At 75.6% G+C, this 12797-nt stretch carries 8 protein-coding genes; all 8 read left to right on the forward strand.

The annotated features are described in order from the left end of the window. Window positions 1-265 precede the first annotated feature (265 nt). The 8 genes from ACRYM0_RS01635 (at window position 266) to ACRYM0_RS01670 (ending at window position 12502) form a co-directional block, all read left to right on the forward strand. Window positions 266-4348 carry a molybdopterin-dependent oxidoreductase gene (locus ACRYM0_RS01635; protein WP_432501441.1) on the forward strand — a complete coding sequence of 1361 codons (4083 nt, stop codon included), beginning with the start codon at window positions 266-268 and terminating at the stop codon, window positions 4346-4348. Window positions 4349-4528: 180 nt separating this feature from the next. Beyond that, on the forward strand, window positions 4529-5920 hold the full coding sequence (locus tag ACRYM0_RS01640; RefSeq protein WP_432501443.1) for an MFS transporter: 1392 nt from the start codon (window positions 4529-4531) through the stop codon (window positions 5918-5920). 71 nt (window positions 5921-5991) lie between these two features. Next, window positions 5992-6339 carry a molybdopterin oxidoreductase gene (locus tag ACRYM0_RS01645; protein ID WP_432501445.1) on the forward strand — a complete coding sequence of 116 codons (348 nt, stop codon included), beginning with the start codon at window positions 5992-5994 and terminating at the stop codon, window positions 6337-6339. Between the two features lie 5 nt (window positions 6340-6344). Beyond that, the gene (nirB, locus tag ACRYM0_RS01650) at window positions 6345-8945 is read left to right on the forward strand and encodes a nitrite reductase large subunit NirB (protein WP_432501448.1); all 2601 of its coding nucleotides are present in this window, start codon (window positions 6345-6347) and stop codon (window positions 8943-8945) included. Next, window positions 8942-9280, forward strand: a complete 339-nt coding sequence (locus ACRYM0_RS01655; protein WP_432501450.1) for a Rieske (2Fe-2S) protein — start codon at window positions 8942-8944, stop codon at window positions 9278-9280. Before nirB ends, ACRYM0_RS01655 begins: the two co-directional genes overlap by 4 nt. Then, window positions 9277-10596 carry a uroporphyrinogen-III C-methyltransferase gene (cobA, locus tag ACRYM0_RS01660; protein ID WP_432501452.1) on the forward strand — a complete coding sequence of 440 codons (1320 nt, stop codon included), beginning with the start codon at window positions 9277-9279 and terminating at the stop codon, window positions 10594-10596. The genes ACRYM0_RS01655 and cobA overlap by 4 nt, the downstream gene beginning before the upstream one ends. A gap of 5 nt (window positions 10597-10601) precedes the next feature. Continuing rightward, entirely contained in the window at window positions 10602-11771 is a 1170-nt protein-coding gene (locus ACRYM0_RS01665; protein ID WP_432501491.1) for a uroporphyrinogen-III synthase, read from the forward strand. Next, entirely contained in the window at window positions 11768-12502 is a 735-nt protein-coding gene (locus ACRYM0_RS01670) for a sirohydrochlorin chelatase (protein WP_432501454.1), read from the forward strand. The genes ACRYM0_RS01665 and ACRYM0_RS01670 overlap by 4 nt, the downstream gene beginning before the upstream one ends. The last annotated feature ends 295 nt before the right edge of the window (window positions 12503-12797 follow it).

The following is a 12797-nucleotide window of genomic DNA, read 5'->3' on the forward strand; positions in this document are numbered from 1 at the left end:
GGTGCCTCTCCTCGCCCCGGCGTCGCCGGCCGGGCGTGCGTCCGCTCGGACCGGGCGGCCGGCGGGGTGGGTGGCCTGGCGCGATCGACGGGCTCAGGCGGGGCGCAGCCTACCGCCGCGCCGGTCCCCCGGGCCGGTGCGGACCCCCGGACGGGCGCCCCGCGAACGGGCGATCTCACCCCCCGCCACCGGCGGTGAGGGCGAGGCAGCCCCGGTGTCACGGCGGGGAAACGCCCTGGAAACACGGATCGGCTGTGCTGGGCCCATGGCGCCCGAGACCTCCACCGACGCCTCTCCGCGGACGGTGCGCACGTCCTGCTCGTACTGCGGCGTGGGCTGCGGGATCGTCCTGCAGGTCCGGACCGACCCGGTCACCGGCCGGCGCACCGCCCAGGGGGTCACCGGCGACCGGCAGCACCCGGCCAACGCGGGGCGCCTGTGCACCAAGGGCGCCACGAGCGCGGAGTTCATGCTGGCCGGCGGCCGGCTGGAACGCGCCGGGGTGCGCCCCGAGCGGGGTGCGCAGCCGGTCGACGCCGGCCTGGCGGAGGTGGTCGCGCGCACCGCCGAGCGGTTGCGGGCGATCGTCGAGGAGCACGGTCCCGACGCCGTCGCCCTGTACGTGTCGGGGCAGATGTCGCTGGAGGCGCAGTACCTGGCGACCAAGCTCGCCAAGGGCTACCTGCGCACGCGCCACCTGGAGTCCAACTCGCGCCTGTGCATGGCCAGCGCCGGCGCCGGCTACAAGTCCTCCCTGGGGGCCGACGGGCCGCCCGGCTCCTACGACGACTTCGACCACGCCGACGTGTTCCTCGTCACCGGCGCCAACATGGCCGACTGCCACCCGATCCTGTTCCTGCGGATGGCGGACCGGCTGAAGGCGGGCGCGAAGCTCATCGTCGTGGACCCGCGCCGCACGGCGACGGCGGAGCGGGCCGACCTGTTCCTGCAGATCCGCCCCGGCACCGACCTGGCCCTGCTCAACGGCCTGCTGCACCTGGTCGTCGAGGCCGGCCACGTGGACGAGGAGTTCGTCCGGCGGCACACCGACGGCTGGGACGCCCTGGAGGCGGTGCTGGCGGACTACTCCCCCGCCACCGTCAGCGGGATCACCGGGGTGGCCGAGGAGGACCTGCGCACCGCCGCGCGCTGGATCGGCGAGGCCGGGGACTGGATGTCGTGCTGGACGATGGGGCTGAACCAGAGCACCCACGGCACGTGGAACACCAACGCCCTGTGCAACCTGCACCTGGCCACCGGCGCCATCGGGCGCCGCGGCAGCGGGCCGTTCTCCCTGACCGGCCAGCCCAACGCGATGGGTGGGCGGGAGATGGGCTACATGGGCCCGGGCCTGCCCGGGCAGCGCTCGGTGCTGGTGGAGGAGGACCGGGCCTTCACCGAGGACGTGTGGGAGCTGCCGCGCGGCACGATCCGCCCGGACACCGGGACGGGCACCGTCGACGTGTTCGAGCGGATGGCCGCGGGCGAGGTGAAGGCGTGCTGGATCGTCTGCACGAACCCCGTCGCCTCGGTGGCCAACCGCCGCACCGTCATCGAGGGCCTGGAGGCGGCGGAACTGGTGATCTGCCAGGACGCCTTCGCGGACACCGAGACCACCGCCTACGCCGACGTGCTGCTGCCGGCGGCGCTGTGGGCGGAGTCCACCTACGTGACGGTCAACTCCGAGCGGACCCTGACCCTGCTGCCCCAGGCCGTGGACGCGCCGGGGGACGCGGTCCCGGACTGGCGCCTCATCGCGATGGTCGCCACCGAGCTGGGGCACGGCGAGGCGTTCGCGTTCTCCTCCTCGGAGGAGGTGTTCGAGGAGATCCGCCGGTTCGCCAACCCGCGCACGGGGTACGACCTGCGCGGCATCGACTACGCCAAGCTGCGCGGCGGGCCGGCGCAGTGGCCCAGCCCCCCCGGCGACGAGGGACGCCGCAACCCGGTGCGCTACCGGGACGGCGACGGGTTCCGCTTCGCCACGCCGAACGGCCGTGCGCAGTTCCTCGCCCGCCCGCACGTGGACCCCGCCGAGCTGCCCGACGACGACTACCCGTTCCTGCTGTCGACGGGGCGCCTGCAGCACCAGTGGCACACCATGACCAAGACCGGCAAGGTCGCCAAGCTCACGGCGCTGAACCCCGGGCCGTTCGTCGAGCTGCACCCCGACGACGCGCGCGCCCTGGGGGTCGCCGAGGGCGAGGAGGTGGAGATCGCGTCCCGTCGCGGGCGGGCCGTGCTTCCCGCGCGCGTCAGCGACCGCGTCCAGCCGGGCGGCTGCTTCGCGCCGTTCCACTGGAACGACTCCCACGGCGAGTACCTGGCGGTCAACGCCGTCACGAACGACGCGGTGGACCCGGTCTCGTTCCAGCCGGAGTTCAAGGTGAGCGCGGTGCGCCTGACCCGGGTGGGTCCGCGCCCCGGCGGTCCCGGCGGTGCCGCGGCCGGCGGGGGCGAGCGCGAGCCCGCCCCCGTGGGCGCGGCCTGCGCACCCCCGCCGCTGGACGAGGTGCAGCGCACGTACCTCGACGGCCTGCTGTGGGGGCGCCGGCAGGAGGGGGTCACGGGCGTGCCGGTGCTGCCCCCGTCGGCGCCCTTCGACACCCGCACCCGCGCCTGGGTCGACGGGGTGCTCGCGGGGATGTTCTCGCGCGCACCGGAGCCCGCGGCCGCGGAGGACGCCGCGCAGCGCGTGACGGTGCTGTGGGCCTCGCAGACCGGCGGTGCCGCCGAGCGCGCCGCCGCCTTCGCCGAGCAGCTGCGCGCGGACGGGTACGCGGTGGAGCTGCGGGCGATGGACACCGCCGACCCGGCGGCCGTGGCCGGGGCGGGCACCGTCCTGGTGGTCACGAGCACCTTCGGCGACGGGGACTCCCCCGACAACGGCGCGGCCCTGTGGTCGGCGCTGAGCGCCCCGGACGCCCCCCGCCTGGAGTCGACCCGCTTCGCCGTGCTGGCGATGGGCGACTCCAGCTACGCCGACTTCTGCGGCCACGGGCGCCGGATGGACGCGCGCCTGGAGGAGCTGGGCGGGGCCCGCCTGGCCGAGCGCGCCGACTGCGAACCGGGTGAGGAGGACAAGGCCGAGCGGTGGTTCCGCACGGTCCTGGAGCGCCTGGGGCCGCCCGCGGCGCCGGCGCGCACCGCCGTCCCCGCCCCGCGGGGGAGCACGGAGGGGGACGACGCGGCCGGCTCCGACCCGGTGCCGGCGCCCCGGCGCGCGCGCGGCGGCAGCCGCAGCGCGCCGGTGCCCGCCCCGCTGGTGCGCAACGAGCGCCTGACCGCCCCGTCCTCCGACAAGGAGGTGCGCCGCTTCGGCTTCGCGCTGCCCGAGGACGTGACCTACCGGGCCGGTGACGCGCTGGGGGTCTGGCCCGTCAACGACGAGGCGGAGGTGCAGCGGTTCCTGCGCGCCACCGGCGTGCCCGCGGACGGCACGGTGGTCCTGGACGGCGTCGGGGCGACGAGCTGGCGCGAGGCCGCCACCCGGCACCTGGACCTGCAGCGGGTCGGCCCGGACCTGCTGCGCCTGGTCGCCGCACGCACCCGCGGCGGCGAGCTCGGCGGCCTGCTCGCCCCGGAGCGCTCCGGGGAGCTGCGCGACTGGCTGCGCGGACGCTCGGTCGCCGACGTGCTGGCCCGCTTCCCCGCCCGCGCCGACGACGAGGAGTGGGTGGCCGCCCTGAAGCGGGTGCAGCCGCGGCAGTACTCGATCTCCTCCTCGCCGCTGGTGGACCCGCGCGAGGTCCAGCTCACGGTGGGGGTCGTGCGCTACGAGGTCGACGGCCGCACCCGCGGCGGGTTGTGCTCGGGCTTCCTGGCGGAGCGCTGCCCCGAGGGTGAGCGGGTGCCGGTGTTCGTGCAGCCCACGACGTCCTTCCTGCCGCCCACCGACCCGGACGCCCCGATGATCATGATCGGCCCGGGCACCGGGGTGGCGCCGTTCCGCGCGTTCCTGCACGAGCGGCGGGCCCTGGGGCACACCGGGCGCAACTGGCTCTTCTTCGGCGAGCGCCGCTCCACGACGGACTACTACTACCGCGAGGAGCTGGAGGGCATGCGCGACGACGGCTTCCTCACCCGGCTGACCCTGGCCTTCTCGCGCGACCAGGACGAGAAGGTCTACGTGCAGGACCGCATGCTCCAGCACGGCGAGCAGCTGTGGGCGTGGCTGCGCGACGGGGCCTCGCTGTACGTGTGCGGCGACGCGAGCCGGATGGCCAAGGACGTCGACGCCGCCCTGCGGCGGGTCGTGGAGGTCCACGGCCGGATGGACGAGCAGGAGGCCGCGAACCACGTCAAGGAGCTGGCCACCGACAAGCGGTACCTGCGGGACGTCTACTGACCGCCGCCCTCACAGCGGCGACTCCGGGGGGTGAGGACAACGTGTCGTCGGTGAAACACGGGCGAGCGCGAGCGGTAACACTCCGTCCCTAGCGTCGTGGGCACGGCGGCGCACCAGCGACGCCGCCGGCACCACTCCCCCACCGGGCCACGACCCCGCACCCCCCGAGGAGTCAGCACGATGGCCGTCACCGAGGAGCACGACAACGCGCTCGGCACGATCCCGCGCCCCCGCCCCGGCCGCTGGGTCGACCACTACGACCCCGAGGACCGCGACCAGTGGGAGTCCACCGGCCGCCCGGCCGCGCGGCGCAACCTGTGGCTGTCGATCTTCGCGGAGTTCCTCGGCTTCTCCGTGTGGCAGCTGTGGACGATCGTGACCCCCTCCCTCAACGCGGCCGGCTTCGCGCTCAGCGCGAACCAGCAGTTCTGGCTCATCGCGATCCCCAACCTGGTGGGAGCGACGCTGCGCTTCCCCTACACGTTCGCGGTGCCCCGCTTCGGCGGGCGCAACTGGACCATCGTGTCGGCGCTGCTGCTGATCGTGCCGTGCGCGGGCCTGGCGGTCGTGGTGCAGAACCCGGACACCCCGTTCTGGCTCATGGTGCTCGTGGCCGCGACCGCCGGCGTCGGCGGCGGCAACTTCGCCAGCAGCATGGCGAACATCTCCTTCTTCTTCCCCGAGCGGGAGAAGGGCGCCGCCCTGGGCCTGAACGCGGCCGGCGGCAACCTGGGCGTGGCGGTGGTGCAGCTGATCGTCCCGGTGGTCGTCATCATCGGTGGCGGGCTGGCGCTGGAGCGGGCCGGGCTGATGGTCGTCCCGCTCGCGGTGCTCGCCGCGGTGCTGGCGTGGCGGTACATGGACAACCTCTCGACCGCGAAGGCGGACCTGAGCGGCTACGCCGCGGCGGTGCGCAACAAGCACACCTGGGTCATCTCCTTCCTCTACATCGGCACGTTCGGTTCCTTCATCGGCTACGCCGGGGTGTTCCCCACGCTCATCAAGAACCAGTTCCCCGAGGTGTCCTTCGACTGGGGCTTCATCGGCCTGCCGACGGTCCCGCTCACCCTGGCCTTCATCGGCGCACTGGTCGGATCGCTGGCCCGCCCCTACGGCGGCCGCCTGTCGGACCGGCTCTCCGGTGCGAGCGTGAGCCTCTGGGCCTACGCGGTCATGGCCCTGGGTGCGCTCGGGGTCATCGCGGCCCTGGGGATGGGCAGCTTCCCGCTGTTCTTCGGCTGCTTCCTCGTCCTGTTCGTCGCCAGCGGCATGGGCAACGGCTCGATCTACCGCATGATCCCCGCGATCTTCCGCGCCGGGATCGCCCCCGGTGACACCGCTGCGCTGACGCTCGCCAAGCGCGAGGCCGCGGCCTGCATCGGGATCGCCGCCGGCATCGGCGCGTACGGCGGGTTCATCATCCCGCGGGTGTTCGCCACCTCCATCACGGCCACCGGTTCCCTGGCGCCGGCCCTGATCGGCTTCATCGGGTTCTACGCCGTCTGCGCCGCCGTCACCGCGGCCGTCTACGTCCGCGGCCGCGCCACCCGCTTCGCCGGCACCGCCATCTGACCCCCGTCCCACCCGATCGACACCTGACCGAGCGTCCCGACCACCACGTACCGGACCTCGAGGAGGACCCCGTGAGCTCGACCCCCCGCTTCCTGCAAGGCGCCTACCGGTTCACCGGCACCGGGCTGGAGAAGCCCGTCGCCGTCGAGGGCTTGGAGTCGTACACCGTCCCCGACGGTTCGCGCGCCCAGCCCGTGTACTTCCGCGGCGGCAACTCGGCCCCCGAGATGGTGTCCGTCGTCCTGCTGCGCGACGGGGTGCCCATGCGCTGGTTCCCCATCGGGGCGGCCGGTGCCACCCACGTCCCGCTGCGGATCGTGGAGGACGTGGAGGCGCCCTCGACGCTCGAGCTGCACGTGGCCGCGCCGGACGGGCTGACCGGCACGATCGTCGTCGACCTCGGCCTGGTGGAGGTGTGAGCACCGTGACCACGACCACTCCCAGCACCCGCACCGCCGAACTGCCGCACCAGCGCAACCGCAAGCGCCGGCTCGTCGTCGTCGGCAACGGCATGGCCGGCGCCCGCGCCGTGGAGGAGATCCTGGAGCGCGGCGGCGCCGAGCAGTTCGACGTGACGGTCTTCGGGGCCGAGCCGTACGGCAACTACAACCGCATCATGCTCTCCCACGTGCTGACCGGGCAGGAGCAGGAGGACTCGATCTTCCTGAACTCCCTGCCGTGGTACACCGAGAACGGCATCGACCTGCGCGCCGGTGTCGCCGTCGAGCGCGTCGACACCTTCGCCAAGGTGGTCCACGACGCGACCGGGGCCACCACGCCGTACGACGTGCTGGTCCTGGCGACCGGCGCGACGCCGTTCTTCCCGTCCATGGACGGGTTGCACCGCGAGGACGGTTCCCTGCTGGACGGGGTCTTCGCGTTCCGCACCCTGGACGACACCCGGGCGCTGCTGGCAGCCGCCCGGACGCACCGCCGCGCCGTCGTCATCGGCGGCGGGCTGCTCGGGCTGGAGGCCGCCCACGGCCTGGCGACCCAGGGCGTGCAGGTCGACCTGGTGCACTCCCCGAAGCACCTGATGAACCAGCAGCTGGGCCCGGAGGCGGGGCGGGTGCTGCGCCGCTCCATCGAGGCGCTGGGCATCCGCGTCCACACCGGGGTCCGGACGAAGGGGGTCCACGGCACGGACCGGGTCACCGGCGTGGAGCTGCCCGACGGCGAGGTGCTCGAGGCCGACCTGGTCGTCGTCGCGGCCGGCATCCGCCCGAACACGGAGGTCGCGCTGCGCTCGGGCCTGGAGGTCGAGCGCGGCGTGGTGGTGGACGACCGGATGCGCTGCGAGGGCGAGGTCGGCGAGGTGTACGCCGTCGGCGAGTGCGTGCAGCACCGCGGCGAGACCTACGGCCTGGTGGCGCCGCTGTGGGAGCAGGCCGGTGTCCTGGCCGACCACCTCACCGGTGCGGACCCGGGCGCCGAGTACCACGGCTCGCGCACCGCCACGAAGCTGAAGGTCGCCGGGGTCGACGTGGTGCAGATGGGCCTGCCCGGCCCGGAGTGCGACGACGACGAGTTCGTGGTGTTCTCCGAGCCGCACCGCGGCGTGTACCTCAACGTCGTGATCCGCGAGGACCGGCTGGTGGGTGCCACCCTGCTGGGCGACGTGCGCAAGACCGCGTTCCTGCAGCAGGCGTTCGACCAGGGCCTGCCGCTGCCGGAGGAGCGGATGTCGCTGCTGTTCGACCTGGGCACCCCCGCCGAGGAGGTCGGCGTCGCCGAGCTCGACGACCACGCGCAGGTCTGCAACTGCAACGGCGTCACCAAGGGCGCGATCGTGCAGGCGGTGGAGGGCGGGGCGACCTCGCTGAACGCCGTCATGGGCGCCACGAAGGCCGCCAAGGGCTGCGGTTCCTGCAAGTCCGTGGTGGAGCAGATCACCCAGTGGGCCGCCGGCGGTGCCCTCACCGTCGACGAGTCGGCGAACTGGTACGTGCCCGGCATCCCCATGGCCAAGCCGGAACTCATGGCCGCCATCCGCGAGCGGGGCCTGAAGTCCGTCTCGGCGGTCTTCCGGGAACTGGCCCCCGGCGGCGCCGAGGACGCCAAGTCCAAGATGGGCCTGACCTCCCTGCTGCGCATGATGTGGCCCGAGGGCATCGAGGAGGAGCGCGACGGGCGGTTCATCAACGATCGCGTGCACGCCAACATCCAGCGCGACGGCACGTTCTCGGTGGTGCCGCAGATGAAGGGCGGGGTCACCACCCCCGAGCAGCTGGAGAAGATCGCGGCGGTGGCCCGCAAGTACGACGTCGGCCTGGTGAAGGTCACCGGTGGGCAGCGCATCGACCTGCTGGGGCTGAAGAAGGAGGACCTGCCCGAGGTCTGGAAGGACCTGGGCATGCCGTCGGGGTACGCGTACGGCAAGAGCGTGCGCACCGTGAAGACGTGCGTGGGCACCGACTACTGCCGCTTCGGGCTGGGCGACTCCACCCAGCTCGGCATCGACATGGAGACCCGCTTCCAGGGCATCGAGACCCCGGCCAAGCTGAAGCTGGGCGTGGTGGGGTGCCCGCGCAACTGCGCCGAGGCCTACGTGAAGGACATCGGCGTGGTGGCGATCGGGGCCGGCAAGTGGGAGGTGTACGTCGGCGGCGCCGCGGGGGCCTCGGTGCGCAAGGCGGACCTGCTGGCCACCGTGGACTCGCCCCAGGAGGTGCTCACCCTCACGGGCCGCTTCATCCAGTTCTACCGCGAGTGGGGCAACTGGCTGGAGCGCACCTACGAGTTCGTGCCACGGTTGGGCATCGAGCGCGTGCGCGCCGTCCTCGTCGAGGACAGCGACGGCATGGCGGAGGGGCTGGACGAGCGCATGCAGGCCACGGTGGACAACTACCGCGACCCCTGGCAGGAGGGCGAGCAGCCCGTCACCCCCGGCCAGTTCCGCCCGTCCCTGCCGCTGGTCGCGCTGCCGCTGGTGCCGCACCGGCCGGCCGGCGCCCCCGGTGGTCTCCTGCCCGAGGTCCACTCCAACGCCGGCGCCGTCCCCTCGACCGCGGAGGTCTCCCGGTGAGCGTTCCCACCCGCCCCGCTGAACCCACCCGGACCCGTCACGACCTGTGCCCGCTGGAGGACATCCCGCCCGGTGAGGGCCGCGCCTTCGCCGTCGGCGGGGAGCAGATCGCGGTGTTCCGCCGGCGCAGCGGGAAGGTCACCGCCGTGCAGGCCGCCTGCCCGCACGCCGGCGGACCGCTGGCCGACGGGCAGATCGACGAGCGCGTCGTCGTGTGCCCGCTGCACCTGAACACCTTCGACCTGGACACCGGCGAGTCCACGACCGGCCAGCCCCCCCTCGCCGTGCACCCCTGCTCGGTGGGTCCCGACGGCCGCGTGTCGGTGGAGCTGTGAGCACCGGGCACGACCCGGCGGTGCACTACCCGCTGCACCTGGACCTGACCGGCCGCCGGGTGCTGGTCGCCGGCGGCGGCCCCGTCGCCGCCAGGCGCACCGCGGACCTGCTGGGAGCCGGTGCGGACGTCCACCTCGTCGCCCCGGCCGTGTGCGAGGACCTGCGCGACCTGCTGCCGCGGCTGACGTGGCACGAGCGCGAGGCCGTCGCCGGGGACGTCGAGGGCGCGTGGCTCGTGCACACCGCCACCGGGGACCCCGGCACCGACGCGGCCCTCGCGGCGGCCGCGGAGCAGCGGCGCACCTGGTGCGTGCGCGCCGACGACGCGGCGGCCTCGGCGGCCTGGACCCCCGCGGTGGTGCGCCGCGAGGTCGACGGCGGCACCGTCACCGCGTCCGTCTCGGCGGGGCGCGACCCGCGCCGGGCGCGGGCGCTGAAGGAGGCGCTGGGTCGCTGGCTGGACGGCGGCGCCGCGCCGCTGCGCGCCGGCGAGCGCGAGCCGGGCCGTCCCGGCCGCGTCACCCTCGTCGGCGGCGGCCCCGGCGAGGTGGACCTGCTGACCCTGCGCGGCCGCCGCCGCCTGGCGGAGGCCGACCTCGTGGTGGTGGACCGCCTGGCCCCCACGGCCGTGCTCGACGAGCTCGGCGAGGAGGTCGAGGTCGTCGACGTCGGCAAGACGCCCGACCACCACCCGGTGCCGCAGGAGGAGATCAACCGCCTGCTCGTCGAGGCCGCCCGCACCGGCCGCGACGTGGTGCGCCTCAAGGGCGGCGACGGCTACGTGCTCGGCCGCGGCGGCGAGGAGGTCCTGGCCTGCCGCGCGGCGGGCGTCGAGGTGGAGGTCGTGCCCGGGGTGACCAGCGCGTTCGCGGTGCCGGCGGCCGCGGGAATCCCCGTCACCCACCGCGGGCTGGCCCGCTCCGTCACCGTCCTGACCGGCCACGACGTGCCCGACCGCGGCGCCCTGGCGGCGCTGGCCGCCCTGGGGGGCACGCTCGTGGTGCTCATGGGCGTGTCCACGCTGCCGCGGCTGGCCGAGGGCCTCGTCGAGGCGGGCAAGGACCCGGACACCCCCGTCGCCGTGGTGGAGGACGGCTGGACCCCGCGCCAGCGCACCACCACGGCCCCGCTGCGCGAGATCGCGCGGGTGGCCGCCGAGCGCGGCGTGCGCTCGCCCGCCGTGGTCGTCGTGGGCGCGGTCGCCGACCTGGCGGCCACCGTCGGGCAGGTGGCCTCGGCGCGCCCCTCGCGCACCGCCGGCACCGGCGGGCTCGTGGCGCCCGCCGACGCCGTCGCCTACTGTCCGGGAGGGTGAACGACATGCCGGCCGCGCCTCCCGCGACCCACACCCCGCCGGCTCCGCGGGCGCCCGAGCCCGCCGCCGCGGGCACCCAGCTGCTCGGGGTGACCGTCGGGATCACCAGCGACCGCCGCTCCGACGACATGATCGCCAGCCTCACCCGCAAGGGCGCCCGCGTCGTGCACGCCCCCACCATGCGCATCGTCCCGCTCGCCGAGGACGAGCAGCTGCTGGCCGGCACGCGCGACGTCATCGCCGACCCGCCCGACGACGTCCTGGTGACGACCGGCATCGGGTTGCGCGGCTGGGTGGAGGCCGCCGACGCCGTCGGGCTGGCCGACGACCTGCTGGCGACCCTCGGGCGCGCCCGGCTGCTGGCCCGCGGGCCCAAGGCGACCGGCGTCATCCGCGCCAACGGGCTGCGCGAGGCGTGGTCGGCCTCCTCGGAGCAGACGGCCGAAGCGGTGCAGCACATGGTCGACGAGGGCGTGGCGGGCCGTTCGGTCGTGGTGCAGCTGCACGGCGCGGCCGACCAGCGCCAGCTGGCACCGCTGGTCGAAGCCGGTGCCCGCGTGCGCGGGGTCGCGGTGTACCGCTGGCTGCCGCCCGAGGACCCCGAGGCCGTGCAGCGGCTGGTGGACCTCGTCGCCGCCGGCCGGGTGGACGCGGTGGTCTTCACCAGCGCCCCCGGTGCCGTCGCGCTGCTGGAGGCCGCCGACGCCGCGGGGCGGCGCGAGGAGGTGCTGCGCGCCCTCGCCACCGGGACGGTCGCCTGCGCCGTGGGCGACGTGACCGCCGAGCCGCTGCGGGCGGCGGGCGTCGACCCGCTCGTGCCGGACCGCTGGCGGCTGGGCGCGCTGCTGCGCACCCTCACCGAGCACCTGGCGGGCAACCCGCTGGACCGGGTCGCCACCGCGCGCGGGGAACTGGTGCTGCGGGCGCAGGCCGCCGTCCTGGACGGTCAGGTCCTGGACCTCGCGCCCGGCCCGCTGGCGGTGCTGCGCCGGCTGGCGCGCGCCCGCGGCGCCGTCGTGACCCGCGAGGAGCTGCTGAGCGTGCTGCCCGGCGCGAGCGACGCGCACGCCGTGGAGGTCACGGTCGCCCGGCTGCGCAGCGGCCTGCCCTCCCCCGACCTCGTGCGCACCCTGGTCAAGCGCGGGTACCGCCTGGACGTCGGGGAGGGCGCGTGAACCCCGCCGAGCCGGGCCCCGCCGGCCGCCCCGCCCTGGTCGCCTGCTCGCACGGCACCCGTTCCGAGCAGGGCCGGCGCACCGTCGACGCGCTGCGCGCCGCCGTGGCGGCCACCCGCCCGGACCTCGACGTGCGCGCCGCGCACGTCGACGTCCACGGGCCCGAGCTGCCCGAGGTGGTCGGCGAGCTGAGCGCCGCCGGCCGGCGCAGCGTCGTGGTGCCGCTGCTGCTGTCCAGCGGCTACCACGTGCGGGTGGACATCGCCGAGGCCGTCGCGGCGAGCGGCGGGCTCTCCGTGGCGGGCGCGGCCCTGGGCCCGGGCGAGGAGGTCACCGACGTGGTGCTGCAGCGCCTGGGCGAGGCGCTGGGCGAGGACCCCGCCGGTTTCGACGGCGCGGTGGTGCTGGCCGCCGCCGGGTCCTCCGACGCGGTCGCCCAGGGCGACGTGCGCACCGCCGCCGCCCTGCTGGGCGCCCGCCTGCGCGCACCGGTGACGACGGGGTTCCTCTCCGCGCAGGAGCCGACCGTCGCCGACGCGGTGGCCGCCGCGCGGCGGGCGGGGGCGCGGCGGGTCGCGGTGGCGAGCTACCTGCTGGCGCCGGGGGTGTTCTCGCAGCGGCTGGCCGCCGCGGGCGCGGACGCGGTGGCCGAGCCGATGGGGCCGCACCCGCTGCTGGTGGACCTCGTGCTGCGCCGCTACGAGGCCGCGGAGCTGGCCGCGGCGGTGTGACGGGCGGGGGCCGGCGCGCGCCGGCCGCCCGTCCCGGGTGAGGATCGGCCGGTGACCACGAGCACCCCCACCCGCACCGGCACCGCGTCGCGGGCCTGGCACGCCTGCCTGGCCGTCCTCGTGGGCGTCGCCCTGGTGCTGCAGGTCGTCCTGCTCGTGCGGGCGGGCACCGACGTGAACCCCGGTGCGGCGCGGGGGGGGGGGGGGGGGGGGGGGGGGGGGGGGGGGGGGGGGGGGGGGGGGTGGGGGCGGGGGCTGGTGGTGGGGGGGGGGGGCGGGGGGGGGGGGGGGGGGG

Origin of the sequence: Kineococcus arenarius subsp. arenarius (assembly GCF_050871845.1) — a bacterium.
GTDB lineage: Bacteria > Actinomycetota > Actinomycetes > Actinomycetales > Kineococcaceae > Kineococcus.

Bases quoted from the DNA above. Each gene is read 5' to 3' on its own strand.
- ACRYM0_RS01665 (WP_432501491.1), top strand. From the start codon at position 10,602: ATGCCGGCCGCGCCTCCCGCGACCCACACCCCGCCGGCTCCGCGGGCG.
- ACRYM0_RS01635 (WP_432501441.1), top strand. From the start codon at position 266: ATGGCGCCCGAGACCTCCACCGACGCCTCTCCGCGGACGGTGCGCACG.
- ACRYM0_RS01640 (WP_432501443.1), top strand. From the start codon at position 4,529: ATGGCCGTCACCGAGGAGCACGACAACGCGCTCGGCACGATCCCGCGC.